This window comes from Salinibacter sp. (assembly GCF_042218895.1).
Classification (GTDB): Bacteria; Bacteroidota; Rhodothermia; order Rhodothermales; family Salinibacteraceae; genus Salinibacter.
On sequence record NZ_JBDGQQ010000157.1, the window covers coordinates 1 to 18672 of the forward strand.

An 18672-nucleotide genomic window follows, 5' to 3' on the forward strand; every position below is an offset into this window, starting at 1 on the left:
CCCTGGAAGATACGGCACTCAGGGGGATTTTTCTATCCCCATCTCGGATTCTGGGAGGGTGTTGACGAAGTACTTGCGGGCGAGAAATAGAATCATAGAGGAAGGAGCCTCTTGGCAGACCACTCCATATAATTATATCTTTATGCCGATCCATTCCGTGTTGCATCACGGAAGCGTTCGGCATAATACGAATCGATGGATCGGCTAAACAGCACAACCCCACGGTGTTACGAAAGCGGCATGAGCAATATGCTGAATCGGTCCGCATATCAACATTATGCCGACCAGACTGTCAGCTTTGAGAATATAACTTTTCGCTGTAGAGATCAAGCCAAACGCGGTTCTGTGTTCTACGTCTGCGCCTGCTCGAACCGGCTGCAATCGGGGGGCCCGGGTCCCCCTCGCTGCGGCGCGCACCGATGCTGCGTCGAGCAGGCCCAGGCCCCCTCCGGCTAGCAGAGCGAGCACAATCTCACAGCAAATTTGCTCGCCATTCGCTAGCATTTGCTGACCACGTCCCGCATGTTCATGTTAGAGTGTGCGGACGGCCGGGTCTTGCCGTCCCCTCGTCTCACCGATCACCGCCATCCGCCCGATGCGTCTCGCCGTCTTCGCCTCCGGGGGAGGAACCAATTTCCAGGCCATCCTGGACGCGATCGACACGGGCGACCTCCCGGCCGAGGTCATGTGCTGCGTCAGCGACACCCCCAACGCCGGGGCCCTGGAGCGGGCCGACCGCCACGACATACCGACGGAGGTGATTCGCCCCAGCTCGTTCGACAGTCCGGCCTCGTTCGGTCAGGCCCTGCTGGACCCACTTGCCACCTACGACGCAACGTTCGTCGCCCTCGCGGGCTACATGCAAAAAATTCCGCCGAACGTGGTTGACGAGTACCGGGGCCGGATGACAAACGTCCACCCCGCCCTCCTCCCCGCCTTCGGGGGAAAGGGAATGTACGGGATGCACGTCCACCGGGCCGTTCTCGACTACGGGGTTCACTGGACCGGAGCGACGATTCACCTCGTCGACGAGGAGTACGATCACGGTCCGGTTGTGCTACAAGAGCCTGTCCCGGTTTACGCGGAGGACACGCCCGAAGAACTGGCCGCTCGTGTCCGTGAGGTCGAGCATCGCATCTATCCCGAAGCCCTTCGTCTCTTTGCCGACGATCGCATACGCCGGGAGGGCCGCTCAGTCCGGATCGACGCTCCCGAGCGCGATCCGTCCTCCCTCCCAAGTACGCATTCCTAGCCAGCCCTGTCGCTTCCCCCATGCCCTCCGAATCCTCATCGTCCCCTGCCCCGATGCCCGTCCGGCGCGCCCTGCTGTCCGTCTACGACAAGACCGGCATCGTCGACTTCGCGCGGCGGCTCACTGCGCTCGACGTGGAACTGATCTCGACGGGGGGAACCGCGGCAACGCTGCGCGACGCGGGACTCTCCGTGACCGACGTGGCGGAAGTGACGGGTGTGCCCGAGGTGCTGGACGGCCGCGTGAAGACGCTGCACCCCGCAATCCACGCCGGCCTGCTTGCCCGTCGGACCCACGAAGAGGATCAGGCGGCCCTGGACGAGTACGACTACGCTCCCATCGATCTGGTGGCCTGCAATCTGTACCCGTTCCGCGAGGTCATTCAGGACCCAGAGACCGACCTGGACACCGCCATGGCCCACGTGGACATCGGGGGCCCCGCCATGATCCGGGCGGCCGCCAAGAACCATGCGGGGGTTGGTGTGGTGACCACGCCCGGGGACTATGCGACGGTTGCGGACGAACTGGAAGAGAATGAGGCCCGCCTCTCTCCGGGTACGCGGCGCGCGCTGGCCGAGCAGGCGTTTGCCCTCACCGCCGCCTACGACCGGTCCATTCACGGATACCTCTCAGGCTCCGGGGAGGCCACGGGCGAGGGCTCGGGACCCGGCGAAGACCTGCCCAACCCCTACCAGGTGCACCTTCCGCGGTCCAAATCCCTCCGCTACGGCGAGAACCCGCACCAGGACGGCGCCCTGTACGGCTCGCCGGAGCGTTTCTTCGAAAAGCTGCACGGCGAAGATCTATCGTACAACAATCTCCTAGACACGAGCGGCGCCCTCGCCCTCATCGACGAGTTTCGCGATGCAGGCCCCACCTGTGCCATCCTCAAGCACACGAATCCCTGCGGCGTGGCCACCGCCGGCACCCTGGAGGCCGCGTGGCAGCAGGCCTTTGCCACCGATACCCAGTCGCCGTACGGGGGCATCGTCGTCGTAAATCAGGCCCTCGACCGGGCCACGGCAGAGGCGATCGACGAGATCTTTACCGAGATCGTCATTGCCCCGGAGTTCGAGTCGGGCGTCCTCGACCTCCTCACAGAACGGGACCGCCGTCGCGTCATTCGCCACCGGGCGGCCAGCCGGGAGAGCGACCGTCTCGCGGTACGCTCTGTACTGGGGGGCCTTCTCGTCCAGTCCCGCGATCCAGTTCTCCCCCCCTCCACTGAGCTGCGCGAGCACTGGGACGTGCCCACCGCCCGGGCCCCTTCCGAACAGGAGGAGGCCGACCTCGACTTCGCCTGGCGCGTTGTTAAGCATGTGAAGAGCAACGCCATCGTGTACGTCCGCGACCAGTCTACCCTCGGGATCGGCGCCGGGCAAATGAGCCGGATCGACGCCTCGGAACTCGCAGTGTTCAAGGCCCAAAAGTCGGAACTTGACCTCACCGGTTCCGTGGTAGCGTCAGATGCCTTCTTTCCATTTGCCGATGGCCTGGAGGCGGCGGCCGCAGAGGGTGCCCGGGCGGCCATTCAGCCCGGTGGGTCCATCCGGGACGACGAAGTTATTCAGGCTGCCGACCGCCACGACGTGGCCATGATCCTGACGGGCCGTCGCCACTTCCGCCATTGACGATCGGGTCCTGTACGCTCGCTCCCCACTGCCCGCATGACTCGTCGACTGCGAGAGAGGGCATCAGCCCACATCATGTCCGAGACGACGGTGCGTCGCCACGACCGGCTGTCGTTCCCCTCTTGCGGTTAGCAACCACGAGCGCCCATGGGCGCTTATCCCCCCCAGTGGCTCCCCTCCACTCGCCCCGAAATAGCGATGTTTTTCGACTTCTCCAAGGATGTCGCCATCGATCTGGGGACGGCAAACACCCTAGTGTACATTCGCGGTGAGGGCATCGTGCTCAACGAGCCCAGCATCGTGGTGGTGGACAGCGACTCCAACGAGGTGCGCGAGATTGGGTACGAGGCGCTCCAGATGCACGAGCGCACCCACCAGGACCTTGAGACGATCTGGCCACTGCAGGATGGGGTCATCGCCGACTTCAAGGTGGCCGAGCAGATGATCCAGGGCCTTCTCCAGAAGGTGAAAAGCAACTGGCTCACCTCCATCCGGAGCATGGTCGTGTGCGTGCCCAGCGGCATCACAGAGGTGGAAAAGCGGGCCGTTCGGGATTCCGCCGAGCACGCCGGGGCCCGGAAGGTCAACCTCGTGTCCGAGCCGATGGCGGCCGCCATCGGCATCGGGCTCGACATTAGCGAGGCGGTGGGCAACATGGTGGTCGACATTGGCGGCGGGACGACGGAGATCGCCGTCATCTCCCTCTCCGGCATTGTTTTGGATGAGTCCCTCCGCCTGGGGGGCTCAGAGCTCGACAAGGCACTCGTCCAGTACTTCAAGCGCAATCACAATCTCCTCATCGGTTCCCGGACGGCGGAGCGCATCAAGTGTGAGATCGGAAGCGCCATCGAACTCGACGAGGAGCTCGAGCTGTCGGTAAAGGGCCGCGACCTTGTCAGCGGCGTGCCCAAGGTGCGGACCATCTCGTCGGTCAACGTCCGGGAGGCGCTCAACGACAATCTCGAACAGATCAGCGCCGCCGTCCTCCGCACGCTCGAGCGCACCCCTCCTGAGCTTTGCGCGGACGTGCTCGAGCGGGGCATCATGATGACGGGCGGCGGTGCTCTTCTCGACGGCATCGACCGGATGCTTCACGAGCGGGTGGAACTCCCCGTCCACGTGGCCGAGGATCCGCTGAAGGCCGTCGTTCGGGGAACGGGGGAAGTGCTCGAAAACCTTGAAGAGTACGAGCGCGTCCTGACCTGACCCTGCCTCCTCCCTGGTCTTCTGGTCTTGTCCCCCAACCGGTTCACTCGTCGCCATGGAGTCTCGGAATCAACCGGGTGACTGGCTGCTTTTGGGCGTGCTGCTCGTCGGTGCCGTCGCTCTTATGGCCACGCACAACCAGCCGCTGATGCGGACCCTGCGTGCTCAGACCATGAAGCTCACGGCGCGGGTCGAGAGTTCGTTCGCGTGGATGGGCCGCTACCTTCGCGCCCTCAAAGAAAACAGCGAGTTGCGTCGTGAGAACATCCGTCTGTCCAGCAAGGTGGCCCGGACCCGCGCGATCCGGCAGCGCAACGATGAACTGAAGCGCCTTCTTAACCTGACCGATACGAGCTCGGCAGCGTTTCGGCCGGCGCGCATCGTGTCGAAGGACATCTTTCGGCAGGAAAACTCCCTGACCCTGAACGTGGGCCGGGCCGACGGGGTCGAGAAAGGCATGCCGGTCGTCCACGAGGACGGCATCGTGGGAACGGTGGTGCTTGTCAGCACGAACTACGCCCAGGTCATGCCCTTCCTCAATACCGAATTCCGCGTGCCGGGCGTCGTGCTTCCCGTCCGGACCGAGGGCATTGTCCGCTGGAGCGGCGAGCGCCTCGACCGCCTCCAGCTCGACCACGTCGTGAAGACCGAGCCGGTGAAGGCGGGGCAACTCGTGGTGACGAGCGGTCACAGCGGGGTCTTCCCCGCCGGTCGCGCCATCGGGACGGTGGACTCCGTGGCCGCCCCAGCCGGCCGAAATGCGCTCCAGATCTATCTTCGTCCTGCCGTTCAGCTCCACGAAATCAGTCACGCCGTCGTGCTCCTCCGGGCCCCACAGCGGGAGCGCCGGGCCGTCGACCGCTCGCCCGCCGAATAGCCGTCCGGGGGCTCCGTCTGTCCGGACGGTGCCCCACGGGCCCCGCCGTGCAGGCGGCCTGCGCGAGCGTCGACGCCGCGGTCCCGTGGACAGACGCTAAACTTTGGCGAAAAACGTCCGCGTGGGCCGAGAGCACGGCCCGTCTCGAACCGCCAAGGACGCAAGTCGTATGGATTGGTCACGGGTACTGTATCCCTATTCGTGCCTCAGAGGAGACTGTTCTTCTGTACTCAACGCGCCTTTCCTCCTATGACCACCGCCGCTGACTCTCCCCACGCAACTACCGTTCTCGGGGTGCGCCACGACGGAGACATTGCCCTTGGATCAGACGGCCAGGCCACCATGGGAGAGACAGTGATGAAGCATGAGGCCGAGAAGGTCCGGTCGCTGTACGACGGCGAAATTCTCGCCGGGTTTGCAGGGTCCACGGCGGATGCCCTGACTCTCTTCGAGCGCTTCGAGGAAAAGCTTCAGGAGTATGGGGGAAACGTGGCCCGTGCAGCCGTGGAGTTGGCGAAGGAGTGGCGAACCGATAAATATCTCCGCAAGCTTGAAGCCCTCCTCGCCGTAGCCTCCCCCCGTGAACTTTTACTCATCAGCGGCGCGGGCGACGTCATCGAGCCCGACGACGACATTGTCGCCATCGGCTCCGGTGGTTCCTTCGCCCTCGCTGCAACCCGAGCTCTCCTCGAAAACGGCAACGACGACCTCTCTGCCCGAGAAATCGTAGAGAGTGGTCTCTCCATTGCCGCCGATATTTGCATCTATACGAATCATAATCAGACCATCCTTGAGATCGGTGCGGAGTCCTCGTAGTGCGGTCCCTCTCAGTGCCTTCGGGCCCTCATTGTGGGCTGTGGGAGAGCTCGGCCTGCTTGTTTTTGCTTGATAAAGTTTCCCTCTCATGATTCAGACAAACGCCCAGAACACCGCCCAAGCAAAGCGGGCGGCCATGTTTATCGACTACGATAATCTCCACCGCATCCTGAAGTCTCAGAGCGGGCCCGACAACTCACCCGATGAGTTTGCCATAGAGATTTTCGACGAGGTGAGTCGGTACCTTGAAGAGGGCGACGACGCCCCCACGGTGTTTGCCCGGGCCTACGGACGGTTCGGCATGCTGCCCGACAACAGCCAGGCCCCTTCGGTCCTGCACCGCCGAGGCATCGAACCGGTGCACGTTCCGGCGGCCATGCAGGACAACACGGCCGAGATTCGGCTCACGATGGACCTGACCCAGTTTCTCGTGGAGCGGCCGGGCATTCAAACCCTGGTCATTGTAACGGGAAATCGTCCGTACCTGCCGCTCGTGCGGCGGATTCGGGAGCAAGGCCGCCGTCCCCTCGTTGCCGCGGTGAACCCTCCACAGACTTCGGATACGCCGGCCTTCGCGGAGGACAACCAGTACCTCGACGCCCGGAATCTGCTCAGCCAGGACTTCCGTGAGGCCCTCCTGGCGAACGCGCCCGAGAGCGGGGCCGCATACACCCAGGCCAAAGATTCCTCCAACCCTCCCCCGCAGAAATATAAGTCTCTCACAAATCCCGTGGCGCGCCGGGCCATCGAAATTACGGAGGAGCACTTCGGCCAGTACGACGAGGTGTACCTCACCCCCCTCCTCCGGAAGCTCTCGGACATTCTGGGGTCGGACCACGACCCGAAATCCCTCGTGAGCGAGCTCGAGGCCGCCGGGGCGGCCCGGCTGGAAAAACGGAACGGGTACCCCTATAACTATACCGTGCTCATCGTGAACGACGACCACCCCGACGTACAGGACGTTCACGACGAGCAGGCCTCCTCGTCGGCAGCCTCCACAACGGCGACAGAGACCAACGGCTCCTACGACACGGCCGACGCCCCGACCGACGACGCCCCTGCGGACGAAGCGCTCGCATCGTCGGTCTCACCGACCGAGGAGGCGCCGGCCGAGGACGACGTGAGTCCCGAATCGCTCGACGCAGACAGCGAGAGCACCAGCTAATCGGCCCTCCCCACGGTTCTACGAAACCGGTGGGGGCGACTCCACCCTGCGACCTTCCCTGATCGACGACATCCAACGACGCATGCCGGACGTAACTCAGCACGTAGAGGACCTTACACCTCGCCAGATCGTCGAGGAACTTGACAAGTACATTATTGGGCAGGAAGACGCCAAGAAAAATGTGGCCATTGCCCTCCGCAACCGCTGGCGCCGTCAGAACGCGCCGGAGGAGATGCGGGACGAGATCATGCCGAACAACATCATCATGATTGGACCCACGGGGGTGGGGAAGACCGAGATCGCCCGTCGCCTCGCTCGGCTCGCCCGGGCCCCTTTCATCAAGGTTGAAGCCTCCAAGTTTACCGAGGTGGGATACGTGGGCCGCGATGTGGACAGCATGATCCGCGACCTCACCGACATTGCGGTGAACATGGTGCAGGAGGAGCACGAGGAGGCGGTGCAGGACCGGGCCCGGGAACTGGCCCGGGAGCGCATCCTGGACGTTCTCATCCCGCCCGAGGAGGACGGCCAGTCCCGGGTCGGGAACGGATCCTCCCCGGACGAACCCGGCTTTACCCTCCACGAGACGGAGGAAACGGACCTCGAGGGGACAGAGTCGGACGAGACCCAGGCAAGCCTTCGGGACCGGACCCGTAGCAAGTTCCGCGACATGCTGAAACGGGGCGAGCTGGACGATCGCGAGATCGAGATTGAGGTGACGTCCGATTCCCAATCGATGATGCAGATGTTCGGGCCCATGGGCATGGAGGAAATGGGCGTCAATCTGGAGGAACTCTTCGGCAATCTTGGCGGGCAGCAGCGAAAGACCCGGCGGGTGACCGTCGAGGAAGCCCGAGAGATTTTGACGCAGGAGGAGGCCCAGAAGCTGATCGACATGGATCAGGTCAAGGAGGAGGCCCTGGACCGCGTCCAACAGGCCGGCATTGTATTCGTCGACGAGATCGACAAGGTTGCGTCCGGTACTCGCACCCGCGACGGAGGCGGCGGCCAGGACGCCGGGGTCTCCCGCCAGGGGGTGCAGCGCGACCTGCTCCCCATCGTGGAGGGCTCCACGGTCACCACCAAACACGGAATGGTGAAGACCGACCACATCCTGTTTGTGGCGAGCGGGGCGTTCCATGCCTCCAGTCCGAGCGATCTAATCCCTGAGCTTCAGGGTCGATTTCCGATCCGCGTGGAGCTAAACAACCTCGACGAGGACGATTTCTTCGAGATCCTGACGAAGCCGAAGAACGCCTTGATCAAGCAGTATCGGGCCCTTCTCCGGTCCGAAGATGTCGAGATTGAGTTCAAGGAGGAGGGCGTGAGCGAGCTTGCGCGGATCGCCGCGAAGGTGAATGCGGACGTCGAGAACATCGGCGCACGTCGCCTCCACACGGTCCTCACGACGCTCCTGGAAGATTTGCTCTTCGACGTTCCGGAAGAGATCCCGCCCGGGTCGAGTGTGACCGTCGACGCCGAGATGGTGCGCGACCGGCTTAGCTCTATCGCGTCCAGCCGCGACCTGAGCCAGTACATCTTGTAGAACGCGCGGCCAGCACGTGGCTCCCTCATCGGCCCCTAGAACGCATCGGTTGTCTCGCATGTCGTCCCCGCCCAGTGTTCGGTCCACGACGTCAGTCCTGCACCCTGCGAGCGGGCTTCTCATCCTCGGGGCCGACTGGCTTCTCTTCTCCGGAAGCACGCTGACGCTGGGCCTCTCGACGCCCGCGCTGGCCGCATTAGGATTTGGGATTGGAGGGCTCGGGGCAGGGGCAATCCAAAAGGTTTACCACGACGACGGTGTCGGGCTTTCGGTTCTGAAAGGACTGCTGGCGGGCCTCACAGTCGGCATCCCCCTTCCGGTGGCGGGCACGGCCGTAGGTGGAACCATTCTGGCGCTGAGTGGCCTGGACAATCTGTGGGGACGGGACCGTTCCGACACGGAGGAAATTTCCTCGTCAGCGTCGGATGGAACCGACTGATGTCTCGCCGTCCTGGCCGTGCGCTACCGCCGAGATCCGGACGACGGCACTTCGGAAGCGGGCGTAGGATCGGGACTCACCTCTTCGACGAGGTTCTCAAACGCCTGCTGCACCTCGGGCGCCTCGTAAAGCCCGTTGTGGGTCCCCTCCTCCACGAGAACGAGTTCCCGATTGCCTTCAGGGGCCGCCTCGTACAGGCGGCGGGCCATCTCGGGGTCCGTCACAGGATCGTCCGCGCCCCCCACCACGAGCAGTGGCGCGTCGAGCCCGCGAATGCGCTTGAGGTTGTCATCCTTCTTGAGGGCCGGATCCACCTCGACCCCCAGAAAAAGCCGGATGTACCAGGGAAAGAGGTGACCCACCCAGTCGTCTACATTCGTGGCGGGGTTTTCCAGCACTACCCCCCCCACGTCCCGCTGGGTCGCGACGTAGGTAGCCAGAAACGTTCCGAGGGAATGCCCCCAGACGAGCACCCGGTCCGGGTCGACGCCCGGGCGTGCCACGAGCGAGTCGTACACTGCCAGGGCGTCCTCGCGCAGGATGTCTGCCTGGGGCGATCCGTCGCTCCGGCCGTATCCCCGATAGTCCCACAGAAGTGCGTTCGTAGAGGGCCGAGTGAGGGCCTGTAGATACCCGCGCGACTGCACGAGGTAGAAGCCATTCCCTCCATAGAAGAGAACAGTGGCGCTGGCCGACGGCTGCGTGAGGTGCCAAGCATTGACCGACACGCTGTCGGCGACAGGGATGGAGCGGACCGACAGGTCGATTCCCTCGAGATCAAACGTCGCGGGGGTTACTGAGGGCTTCGGTTGAAAAACGGTCTGCTGATCGATCGTGATCGCGGCGCAGCCGGCAAAAAACAGTGCGGAGACGGCAAGAAGGGCGAGACGCATGAGCTGCAGTCGTAGAAAAGAGACTCGATGGCAGTGGTTGATCCGACGGGTGAGCGACATTGGGGTTGGAAGCCCGGCGCAACGCCTCTGTAACGCTCCGCACCGACCCGGGTAGGGCGAGTGGCCCATCGAACATGATCGATCTCAGAAACCGAGAAGACCTCGGGAGACCGCGTGGGGACCGGCCCAGCTATTCGTACCACGGGTTCGACTCGGGGTGTTCTCGACCATCGTGGACGGCACTGTAGTGGCGGTAGTTTTGCGCCCCCTCGCGGATGGCGTCCACCTCGTCATCGGTCAGCTCCCGGACCACCTCGGCCGGCTGGCCGAGCACGAGTGATCGGGGCGGGATCTCAGTATTTTTGGTAACGAGGGCCTGCGCCCCGACGATGCTGTGGCGCCCGACGACCGCCTGGTCCAGAATCGTCGCCCCCATGCCGACGAGAACTTCATCCTCGATCGTGCATCCGTGGACGACGGCGCTGTGGCCGATTGTGACGCGGGCCCCGATGTCCGTAGGCGCCGTTCCGTGCGTGACGTGGACGACCGTGTTGTCCTGCACGTTGGTCTCTTCTCCAATGCGGATCCAGTGTACGTCCCCCCGGAGCGTGCAGTGGTGCCACACGCTGGCCTCCCGGCCAAGGGTCACGTCTCCGATGATGACGGCAGTGTCAGCGATGTAGTTGGTGTCGTCGTATTCGGGGGTCGCCCCGAGAAAAGACTTGATCATGCTGCGAACAGGGGAAACCTTTTGGGGCCCGATGAGAAAATACTTTTTTGCGGCATCTGTCGACCCTTCTTCGATCGCGCACTTCGCCGATGTCTACCTCCAGTCGAGACTCACTTCTTGTGCGCCGTCCGTACGCCGCCGCGGGGGCAGGGGCAGCACTGTTATTGGTGCTCTACCTCATGACGCAGTTCGCAGAGGTGCTGCTCACCATCTTCGCCGGCATCCTCCTGGCGGTTTTTCTTGCGGGTGCCACTCAGGGGCTCAGCGCAAACACGTTTCTCCCCCGGTCCGTGGCACTGCTGCTTACGATAGCCGGTCTGGTCAGCCTCTTTGCGATCCTCTGGATCCTGACCGGTCCTGACATCTCAGAACAGCTCAGCGAGCTCGCGGCTCTCCTCCCGAATGCAACGGAACGGCTCACCAACCGCCTCCGCGCCAACATCCAGCAGAACGAGTGGGTCCGCCGCCTGCTCGACCCCAGCCAGCTGATGTCGACTGTGCCGAGCGTCCTGGGGGGCGTGACCAACGTCTTCCGTAGCACAGTGGGCATTCTGGTCAATACCTTCATCGTCCTCTTCATCGGCATCTACGGGGCGATAAACCCCCAGTGGTACGTCGACGGCGTCGTTCGGATGGTCCCTCCTTCCCGACGTCAACGGGCCCAGGAGGTCATTTATGCCATCGGCCGAGCCCTCCGCTGGTGGCTGACCGGGCGCGTCATCATGATGGTGATTGTGGGCGTGCTCACGGCCCTGGGCCTCAGCCTCGCGGGCATTCCGTCTCCCATCGCACTGGGTCTCGTTGCGGCCCTGAGCTCCTTTGTGCCCTACCTCGGCCCGGTGCTGGCAGTCGTCCCGGCCCTCCTCGTGGCGTCCCTGTTGAGCCTCACGAAGGTCGTGTACGTGGTGCTCGTGTACGGGACCGTTCAGGTGCTGGAGAGCTACATGATTACGCCCCTCGTTCAGGAGCGGGCCGTGCACGTGCCCCCGGCCGCGCTGATTTCGGTTCAGCTCATCGGAGGGGTGGGGGCCGGCGCAGTCGGCGTGCTCCTCGCTACCCCCTTGGCCGTCGTCATTATCGTGCTCGTGCAGACGCTTTACGTCGAGGACGTTCTTGGAGACGAGGTTCCCCTTCTGGGCGAGCATTGACCGCTGTGGCGGCCCGAAGCGAGGGGGCGAGGCTCCCCGCCGCGTCGTGAGCCCCTCAGTCCTCCAGTTTGTCTTTCATCTCGGAGAGCTTCATCAGCGCCTCGACGGGGGTAATGCGGTTCGGGTCGATCTCGCCCAGCATCTCCTTGATCTCCTCCGCCACCGGGTCCGGTTGGCCGAAGAGGTGCATCTGATTGGCCTCGCTCTCGTCCAGGTCGGGCACGGCCTCGGCGTCACCCTTCCGAGCCCGCATCCCGTTGCCCGACGGTTGGCCCTCGGAGGGAGACGCGCCGGTCTCGTCGGCGCCCACCTCCAGGTGCTGACTCTCCAGATTCTGGAGCACTTCGCGGGCCCGGGCAATCACGGCATCCGGCAGGCCGGCCATCTTCGCCACCTCGATGCCGTAGGAGTGGTCGGCCCCGCCGGGGATCAGCTTGCGCAGGAAGACAATCTCCCCGTCGTGCTCGCTCACCTGGATGCGGTAGTTGTGCACCCGCTCCAGGCGGTCGGCCATGGCGTTGAGCTCGTGGTAGTGGGTGGCGAAGAGGGTGCGCGCCGCCACCTCGGGCCGCTCGTGCAGGTACTCGACGATGGCCCAGGCAATCGACAGGCCGTCGAACGTGGAGGTGCCGCGGCCTACCTCGTCGAACAGAATGAGCGAGCGTGACGTGGCGTTGTTGAGGATGTTGGCGGCCTCGTTCATCTCGACGAGGAACGTGCTCTCCCCGGCCGCGAGGTTGTCGGAGGCGCCCACGCGGGTGAAGATGCGGTCGACGACGCCGATGCGGGCCGAATCGGCGGGCACGAACGAGCCCACCTGGGCCAGCAGCGTGATGAGGCCCACCTGGCGGAGGGCCACGCTCTTGCCCGCCATGTTGGGCCCAGTAATGATCAGGATCTGCTCGTCGTCCGGGTCCACGTAGACGTCGTTCGGGATGAACGGCTCTCCGGCCGGCAGGGTCTGCTCCACCACCGGATGGCGTCCGTCCTCAATGTCGATGGCGAGGCTGTCGTCGACGGTGGGCCGCACGTAGTCGTTTTGCTGGGCAACCTCGGCAAGGCTACTGAAGCAGTCGAGGTGCGCAAGGAGCTCGGCGTTTTGCTGGAGAACGCCCGTCTTCTGGGCAATAATGTCGCGGAGCTCGTCGAAGAGCTCCTGCTCCAGTGTCTCAATCTTTTCCTCCGCCGTCAGGATTTTTTCCTCCATCTCTTTCAGCTCCGGCGTCACGTAGCGCTCCGAGTCGACGAGCGTCTGCTTGCGGATGTAGTCGTCGGGCACCTTGTCGGCGTGGGTGTCGGTGATCTCGATGTAGTACCCGAACACCTTGTTGAACCCGACCTTGAGGGAGGGAATGTCGGTGCGTTCGCTCTCCTCCTGCTCCAGGTTTGCGACCCACGCCTTTCCCTCCTGGGCGATGGTGCGGAGCTCGTCGAGCTCCTCGGAGTAGCCGTCCCGGATGAGCCCCCCTTCGCTGACTTTGGCCGGGGGATCGTCGACGAGGGCACTCTGGACCCGCTCGACCACGTCCGGACAGAGGCTCAGCCGCTCCTCAATGGCGGCGAGGGCGTCGGAGTCAGCCCCTACGAGCAGGTCCGCCACGGCCGGCAGCCGGCGGAGCGTGCGCTTGATGTCGATGAGGTCGCCCGGGGACGCGCGGCCGGTGGCCACCTTTCCGGCGAGCCGCTCCAGGTCACCCATCTGGGCCAGCTCATCACGCAGGTCCCCCCGCAAGCCCCGGTCGTTCACGAACGCGTCGACGGCGTCAAGGCGGCTCTGAATGCGCTCTACCTCCCGCAGGGGCCGCACCAGCCACGCGCGGAGGCGCCGTCCCCCCATGGGTGTTTCTGTGTCGTCGAGGATGCTCACGAGCGTCCCTTCATGCCCGTCGTCCTGGATGGACTGGACGAGTTCCAGGTTGCGCTTCGTCTCGGGGTCGAGGGCGATGTGCTCCTCTTTCGAGTAGCGCTTGATCTTGCGGACGTGGGGCAGCTTGCCCTTCTGCGTCTCCCCCAGGTAGTGGAGCGCCGCCCCCGCGGCCACCACGCCCAGGTCCATCTCGTCCACACCAAACCCTTTCAGCGAGTGCGTCTCGAAGTGCTCCAGGAGCGTCTGGTAGGCGAAGTCATACTTAAATACCCAATCCTCCTGCTCGGTGACGGTAAAGGGAATCTCGCGGAGATGCTGCTGGAGGCGATCCGTGCGCCGCTTGTCGACGATGACCTCCGAGGGCGCGACCGTCTGAATGAGATCCTGAATCTGCTCGATCCCCGCTTCGGTGACGCTAAACTCACCGGTCGTGGCGTCAATGAAGGAAAACCCGATGCGATCGCTGTCCCGACCCGTGCCAAAGTGGATGGCCGCCAGGAAGTTGGACTGCTTCGGGTTCAGCAACTGATCATGGAAGGACACCCCTGGGGTGACGACCTCCACCACGTCGCGGTCCACCACCTTCCCGCTCGAGTCGTCGGCGTCTTCCGTCTGCTCACAGATGGCCACCCGCAGGCCCGATCGGATGAGCTTCGGCAGGTGGCTATCGAGGGCGTGGTGGGGGAACCCCGCCATCGGCACGTCGTCGGCGTCCCCGTTGTTGCGCTCGGTGAGCGTGATGCCGAGGAGGCGACTCACGGTCTTCGCGTCGTCGTCGAACGTTTCGTAGAAGTCGCCCATGCGGAAGAGCAGAATCGCCTTCGGGTGGTGCTCCTTGATGTTGTAATACTGTCGCATCAAGGGCGTGCGCCCGCGCTGCTGAGTGCTAGACTGCGCCATGTACTTCCGAGATTGGAGTGGCAGAGTTCGTGGATCGACTGTCGTGGTCCACACAACGTAGCCGTGCACGGCCCAAATCACAACGGCCCAGCCTGGCGCGCGGAGCAGGGCGCAGGGCGGGTGCACCCGACGTGGAGGGAAAAGGGACCACCCTTTCCGTCCCGCGTGTCCCGACGAGAGCCCTGGTGGCAGGACGAAGCTTCAGGCCCGGTCGAGACCTCTGGTGACGCCTCTGTTCCGGCCGGAGGTAGAAGTATCCATTCCGCTCCCCGATCGAGACGAGCCTTCTGCTCAGGCAGGCTGCCGGCGCTGCAGCTCCTGAAGACGTCGTTGCAGTTCTCGCTTGCGGGCCACGATTACCGATTCGAGGTCGACGTCGCCCGAGGCCGAGAGTGCCTGGTAGACGTCCGACTCTCGGAGCTGGTCGATGGAGGCGTTCAGGGCCGACACAGCCCGGCGAAGGTTCGCCTGGTCGCCCGCATCCTCCTCCCTCGGGGAGTGAACGGACGCCTCTGGAAAGCCCCACTGCTCGAGCGCGTCGGCGATCGCCTCCACCGTGCGTTGCTGTCCGGCCTCGTAGGCCGATTCGAGGGCCTGAAAGGTCGCCGCGGCCTCGTCGCCGTACGTATCGGGCACCGCATCGGGGTGGCACGCCTTGCTGGCGCGACGGTACGTGGCTTTCAGTTCGGACGTGGACTCCACCGCCGCACGAGCAACCTCCTGGCGACGGTCCCGAAAAGCCTCGTACGCCTCCTCGGCGTCGTGATACGCATTCCGGAGACGGGCGCTCCGCATGCGGGTTTGAGCGGCCTGCTTCAGGCGTTCCTTCTGGAGACGGAGGACCTCTTCCTGGAGAGGAGCAACCTCGTCGTGGAAGCGCGACTGGAAGGAGCGCACTTGCAGTTCCAGCTCTGCTTTTTCTTTCTGCCGGCGTGCAAGTGCTCGTCGGAGTTCCTGAACGCCCCGTTGCGTCATGGCCCGAATAGGTCTGTTTTAGTGAAAGTAGGTGGGAACCCGTATGGGCTACGTCCAGCCCTGCCTTCATGCTCAAGGCCGTTTCTGCCATCCCTCATCCTGAACTGTGCGTGCTGCTTTTACTTTTACGGCACGATGGCTTTCCGCAGTTTTGTTGTTGAATCGATCATGTCGAGAAGCTTAGGCTTGTTCGCAGCTGACGTTCTTTGCTTCTGAATGAGATCACCCGTGCCAGAAGGTGAAGTCCCAGCTAGCAGCAAAACGTGGTCGAGCCAAAAGCTATAATCACCGAACTTGAAGCCTTCCGGCCGGAAGTGGACGATCTGCCACGCGTGGTCAAGCCACTCCGATTCCAGCATCCTTGCTCTCACCCAGAGGCCATGGAAAGCTACCTCCTCTGGGAGAGGATGTTGGCCCCCCGAATGGGGAAGGACCAATCTTCCTCCGAGCGGAGCGGCTTCAAGTCCAAAATCATCTTACTAGCCGATTCCAGGAAAGATGGGTGCCCACCCTGTTTTCGGAATGAGTCTACGATCCCTTCCAAAAACGATTTGGTTGTGTCAACTATGTTGTGTAAAGCTGTTCTGGCCCGGCCCGATTAGAGAAGGGCCACCGCCGCCTGTTAGGTTGGTTTGACCGCTAAAGTCGAATCAACCCACAAGCAGCGATGACCCAAGTTCAGGTATCGTTTGACGAGGAAACCCTCCGCGAAGTTTTGTTCGGCGATAGGGGAGCTGAAGTGCTCCTGGAGAAAGTCATGAACGAGATCCTGCAAGCGGAAATGACCGAGCATCTTGGAGCAGAGCCGGGAGAACAGACCGACGATCGGCGTGGCTACCGGAACGGCAGCTACGAGCGTCAGCTCACCACGCGGATTGGCAGCCTGAAATTGGAGGTGCCTCGCGATCGAGAGGGCACCTTCCAAACCAAGCTGTTCGAGCGCTATCAGCGATCGGAGAAGGCGCTGGTGACGACGCTCATGCAGATGGTGCTTCAAGGCGTCTCGACGCGCCGGATCAAGAAGATCACCACTGAGCTGTGCGGTCGAGAGTTTAGCCGACAAACCGTAAGCAACTTGGTCGAGAGGCTCGACGAGCAGGTCCGAGCTTGGGCCGATCGGCCTCTTGAGGAGGAATATCCGTTCCTGTTGGCCGACGCGATGCAACTGAAGATTCGGCGCGACGAAGCCGTTCGATCGGCCATGGCACTCATCGTCGTCGGAATCAGCGAAGACGGCCGTAGGGAGATTCTTGGATTCAAGATTGCCCTTCGAGAAACGGCTGAGAGCTGGAGAGAGCTGCTGGGAGAGCTCAAGAAGCCGAGGCCTCCGAGGCGTGGAGCTAGCCACGAGCGACGCGCATGAGGGCTTGGAGGCGGCCCTGCGGGAGGCGTTTCCAGGGTGCATCTGGAACCGATGTCAAGCACACTTCCGCCGCAACGTGCTCGATAAGACGCCTGCATCGTGCCGAGACCGAATGCACGATCTTCTCGATCAGGTTCTGGAGGCCGGCTCCCAGATGGAGGCACAGGCCCGCCTCGAAGAGGCCTCCGATGAACTTGAGGAGAAGGCTCCAGCTGCCTTTGAGACCCTTGAGGAGGGCCTTCTGGATGCCACCGCTGTTCTGGCTCTTCCAGAAAAGTATCGCGAGCGGCCATAGGCGACCAACATGTTGGAACGGCTCATCCATGTTGGAACAGCTCATCCAGGAGATCCGACGGCGGGAGAAGGTAATTCGGATCTTTCCGAACAAGGCGTCGGCTTGGCGACTCGTTGGCGCCCTCTTGGCCGAAAAACACGAGGAATGGTCGACGGGGCGACGCTACTGGACAATGGATGAGTTTTACGAATGGCGGGACCGACAGCGCGACAGCGACGCCGAAGACCTGCAACCAGAATCATCCAATCGCACTCTTCAACCAGCCTGACAGGCAGCGCACTTTACACAATAAACTTGACTTGACGAACGATTTGCCCGAACCACAGTTCAGAAGCGCTACCACTCCGCCCCTTCGACTCCCAGTGGAACCAGACAACCGTTATTTTGCGACCGGTCGCAAGCGAAGCTACTCCCTGCTCTGCCATATGCTGGACACAATCATGTGCAGCGTCAAAATAGGGACCCAGTGGCACATGTTGCCCGGTGAATTTGCTCAGTGGCGAGCGGCCCACTACTATTTTCGACGGTGGCGTAAGGAGGGCCAAATCCTGTGCATCTTGTGCATTACCTCCCGTACAGCTCGGCGCCGAGCCGGGCGGTTCCTTCTGCGCGAGTGGGCGGAATCAACAGTCTCGACACCTTCAGGGAAGGCCCCACCTTTAAACCCAATGTGACACTAAACCGCGTCCTGCGGCGGAAGCAACTCCAGGCGTGAATCTCTCATACGGGCATGATTGGAAAGCCCCGGTCGTGTACGATCCGTGAATCGGTCCCGCGTTCTGTCGTGATGAGATCCATTTTTCTGCATCCGACCAACAGAGTTGGCCCTCGATCGCACCCCGGATTTTCGGCTTATTTCATTTTTATTCATAAGAAAGATCCCCCTGTCCGCTTTCTTAGTGATGCACGCTTAATGTAATTCCATCCCGGTGTCGGAGCAGGAGACTTCATCCCACAGTCTCAGCGTCGAGGCACGACAAGGACTCCGCCGCGATCGGCACAGGTCGATCTGGGAAACTCATCGGTCCGTGCGCGGCGAATTTTCGAGCGTACAATTGCCTGCGGAGATTGGCAAACGCCTACAAGCCAAGCGGAGTGCCACTCTTCTGCATAGAGTGAGCAAACTTTGATTGAGCAGTGGACGGTGATAGGAGAGAAACACAGACACCCACCCGTCGCGCACTCTGCCTCACAAACGGACTCCAGTCGCGATGGACGATTCGATCGTTGGCTCCGAGATTGACGTCTACCGCATCCAGGGGGTGCTGGGGCGCGGAGGAATGGGCGTGGTCTACGAGGCCGAGGACGTTGCGCTCTCCCGGACCGTGGCCCTCAAGCGGATTGCCCCGTCCCTGGCCAACGACGAATCCTTTCTCCGGCGCTTTCGGTCGGAGGCCCAGGCGCTCGCCCGGATCGACAGCCCCTACATCGTGAGCGTGCACGCCCTTCGCCAAACCGAGATCGGGCTGCTGATCGTGATGGAGCATGTGGAGGGGGGCACCCTGGAAGATCTAAGTAGGTCCACAAAAGAACGTAAAAGGCGTTTGTCCGTGCAGTTTTCTTCACCGG

General features: G+C 62.9%; 18 protein-coding genes. 14 read left to right on the plus strand and 4 right to left on the minus strand.

What is annotated here, in order from left to right; genetic code table 11:
• The first annotated feature begins 595 nt into the window (after nucleotides 1-595).
• The 8 genes from purN to ABEL04_RS12990 all read left to right on the plus strand — a co-directional run bounded on the left by purN (nucleotide 596) and on the right by ABEL04_RS12990 (nucleotide 8932).
• A complete protein-coding gene (gene purN, locus ABEL04_RS12955; protein ID WP_375802813.1) occupies nucleotides 596-1252 on the plus strand; it encodes a phosphoribosylglycinamide formyltransferase in 657 nt (218 codons plus the stop codon).
• Nucleotides 1253-1272: 20 nt separating this feature from the next.
• Nucleotides 1273-2883 (plus strand): bifunctional phosphoribosylaminoimidazolecarboxamide formyltransferase/IMP cyclohydrolase, encoded by a 1611-nt coding sequence (gene purH / locus ABEL04_RS12960; RefSeq protein ID WP_375802814.1) that lies wholly within the window; start codon nucleotides 1273-1275, stop codon nucleotides 2881-2883.
• A 198-nt stretch (nucleotides 2884-3081) separates the two neighbouring features.
• Nucleotides 3082-4089: a rod shape-determining protein gene (locus tag ABEL04_RS12965; RefSeq protein WP_375802830.1), complete on the plus strand. Its 1008-nt coding sequence runs from the start codon at nucleotides 3082-3084 to the stop codon at nucleotides 4087-4089.
• A 55-nt stretch (nucleotides 4090-4144) separates the two neighbouring features.
• The gene (gene mreC / locus ABEL04_RS12970) at nucleotides 4145-4966 is read left to right on the plus strand and encodes a rod shape-determining protein MreC (RefSeq protein ID WP_375802815.1); all 822 of its coding nucleotides are present in this window, start codon (nucleotides 4145-4147) and stop codon (nucleotides 4964-4966) included.
• A 249-nt stretch (nucleotides 4967-5215) separates the two neighbouring features.
• Complete coding sequence (gene hslV / locus ABEL04_RS12975; protein WP_375802816.1) at nucleotides 5216-5782, plus strand: ATP-dependent protease subunit HslV; 567 nt, start codon at nucleotides 5216-5218, stop codon at nucleotides 5780-5782.
• An 88-nt stretch (nucleotides 5783-5870) separates the two neighbouring features.
• Nucleotides 5871-6947, plus strand: coding sequence for an NYN domain-containing protein (locus ABEL04_RS12980; RefSeq protein ID WP_375802817.1), 1077 nt, complete (start codon nucleotides 5871-5873; stop codon nucleotides 6945-6947).
• An 82-nt stretch (nucleotides 6948-7029) separates the two neighbouring features.
• Complete coding sequence (hslU, locus tag ABEL04_RS12985) at nucleotides 7030-8493, plus strand: ATP-dependent protease ATPase subunit HslU (protein WP_375802818.1); 1464 nt, start codon at nucleotides 7030-7032, stop codon at nucleotides 8491-8493.
• A gap of 58 nt (nucleotides 8494-8551) precedes the next feature.
• Nucleotides 8552-8932, plus strand: a complete 381-nt coding sequence (locus ABEL04_RS12990; RefSeq protein WP_375802819.1) for a phosphoribosylaminoimidazole carboxylase — start codon at nucleotides 8552-8554, stop codon at nucleotides 8930-8932.
• 23 nt (nucleotides 8933-8955) lie between these two features.
• Here ABEL04_RS12990 and ABEL04_RS12995 read toward each other — a convergent pair whose 3' ends face one another.
• Entirely contained in the window at nucleotides 8956-9825 is an 870-nt protein-coding gene (locus ABEL04_RS12995; protein ID WP_375802820.1) for an alpha/beta hydrolase, read from the minus strand.
• A 190-nt stretch (nucleotides 9826-10015) separates the two neighbouring features.
• Entirely contained in the window at nucleotides 10016-10555 is a 540-nt protein-coding gene (locus ABEL04_RS13000) for a gamma carbonic anhydrase family protein (protein ID WP_375802821.1), read from the minus strand.
• An 89-nt stretch (nucleotides 10556-10644) separates the two neighbouring features.
• Between ABEL04_RS13000 and ABEL04_RS13005 the strand changes: the two genes are divergently transcribed.
• Nucleotides 10645-11703, plus strand: coding sequence for an AI-2E family transporter (locus ABEL04_RS13005; protein ID WP_375802822.1), 1059 nt, complete (start codon nucleotides 10645-10647; stop codon nucleotides 11701-11703).
• A gap of 55 nt (nucleotides 11704-11758) precedes the next feature.
• Here ABEL04_RS13005 and mutS read toward each other — a convergent pair whose 3' ends face one another.
• Both mutS and ABEL04_RS13015 read right to left on the minus strand, forming a co-directional pair.
• Nucleotides 11759-14470: a DNA mismatch repair protein MutS gene (gene mutS, locus ABEL04_RS13010; protein ID WP_375802823.1), complete on the minus strand. Its 2712-nt coding sequence runs from the start codon at nucleotides 14468-14470 to the stop codon at nucleotides 11759-11761.
• A gap of 291 nt (nucleotides 14471-14761) precedes the next feature.
• Nucleotides 14762-15445 (minus strand): hypothetical protein, encoded by a 684-nt coding sequence (locus tag ABEL04_RS13015; RefSeq protein ID WP_375802824.1) that lies wholly within the window; start codon nucleotides 15443-15445, stop codon nucleotides 14762-14764.
• 667 nt (nucleotides 15446-16112) lie between these two features.
• Between ABEL04_RS13015 and ABEL04_RS13020 the strand changes: the two genes are divergently transcribed.
• The 5 genes from ABEL04_RS13020 to ABEL04_RS13040 form a co-directional block, all read left to right on the plus strand.
• Nucleotides 16113-16808 (plus strand): transposase, encoded by a 696-nt coding sequence (locus ABEL04_RS13020; protein ID WP_375802825.1) that lies wholly within the window; start codon nucleotides 16113-16115, stop codon nucleotides 16806-16808.
• Entirely contained in the window at nucleotides 16780-17103 is a 324-nt protein-coding gene (locus ABEL04_RS13025) for a transposase (protein WP_375802826.1), read from the plus strand. The genes ABEL04_RS13020 and ABEL04_RS13025 overlap by 29 nt, the downstream gene beginning before the upstream one ends.
• Before the next feature lie 28 nt (nucleotides 17104-17131).
• Nucleotides 17132-17371: a transposase gene (locus tag ABEL04_RS13030; RefSeq protein ID WP_375802827.1), complete on the plus strand. Its 240-nt coding sequence runs from the start codon at nucleotides 17132-17134 to the stop codon at nucleotides 17369-17371.
• A 157-nt stretch (nucleotides 17372-17528) separates the two neighbouring features.
• Nucleotides 17529-17777, plus strand: a complete 249-nt coding sequence (locus tag ABEL04_RS13035; RefSeq protein WP_375802828.1) for a transposase — start codon at nucleotides 17529-17531, stop codon at nucleotides 17775-17777.
• A gap of 537 nt (nucleotides 17778-18314) precedes the next feature.
• A partial coding sequence (locus tag ABEL04_RS13040) for a protein kinase domain-containing protein (RefSeq protein ID WP_375802829.1) occupies nucleotides 18315-18672 on the plus strand: 358 nt, incomplete at its 3' end.

Bases quoted from the DNA above. Each gene is read 5' to 3' on its own strand.
- ABEL04_RS13005 (WP_375802822.1), top strand. From the start codon at position 10,645: ATGTCTACCTCCAGTCGAGACTCACTTCTTGTGCGCCGTCCGTACGCC.
- mreC (WP_375802815.1), top strand. From the start codon at position 4,145: ATGGAGTCTCGGAATCAACCGGGTGACTGGCTGCTTTTGGGCGTGCTG.
- hslV (WP_375802816.1), top strand. From the start codon at position 5,216: ATGACCACCGCCGCTGACTCTCCCCACGCAACTACCGTTCTCGGGGTG.
- ABEL04_RS12995 (WP_375802820.1), bottom strand. From the start codon at position 9,825: ATGCGTCTCGCCCTTCTTGCCGTCTCCGCACTGTTTTTTGCCGGCTGC.
- ABEL04_RS13015 (WP_375802824.1), bottom strand. From the start codon at position 15,445: ATGACGCAACGGGGCGTTCAGGAACTCCGACGAGCACTTGCACGCCGG.
- ABEL04_RS12965 (WP_375802830.1), top strand. From the start codon at position 3,082: ATGTTTTTCGACTTCTCCAAGGATGTCGCCATCGATCTGGGGACGGCA.
- purN (WP_375802813.1), top strand. From the start codon at position 596: ATGCGTCTCGCCGTCTTCGCCTCCGGGGGAGGAACCAATTTCCAGGCC.
- hslU (WP_375802818.1), top strand. From the start codon at position 7,030: ATGCCGGACGTAACTCAGCACGTAGAGGACCTTACACCTCGCCAGATC.
- ABEL04_RS13000 (WP_375802821.1), bottom strand. From the start codon at position 10,555: ATGATCAAGTCTTTTCTCGGGGCGACCCCCGAATACGACGACACCAAC.
- ABEL04_RS12990 (WP_375802819.1), top strand. From the start codon at position 8,552: ATGTCGTCCCCGCCCAGTGTTCGGTCCACGACGTCAGTCCTGCACCCT.
- ABEL04_RS13035 (WP_375802828.1), top strand. From the start codon at position 17,529: ATGCTGGACACAATCATGTGCAGCGTCAAAATAGGGACCCAGTGGCAC.
- ABEL04_RS12980 (WP_375802817.1), top strand. From the start codon at position 5,871: ATGATTCAGACAAACGCCCAGAACACCGCCCAAGCAAAGCGGGCGGCC.
- ABEL04_RS13030 (WP_375802827.1), top strand. From the start codon at position 17,132: ATGTTGGAACAGCTCATCCAGGAGATCCGACGGCGGGAGAAGGTAATT.
- ABEL04_RS13020 (WP_375802825.1), top strand. From the start codon at position 16,113: ATGACCCAAGTTCAGGTATCGTTTGACGAGGAAACCCTCCGCGAAGTT.
- mutS (WP_375802823.1), bottom strand. From the start codon at position 14,470: ATGGCGCAGTCTAGCACTCAGCAGCGCGGGCGCACGCCCTTGATGCGA.
- purH (WP_375802814.1), top strand. From the start codon at position 1,273: ATGCCCTCCGAATCCTCATCGTCCCCTGCCCCGATGCCCGTCCGGCGC.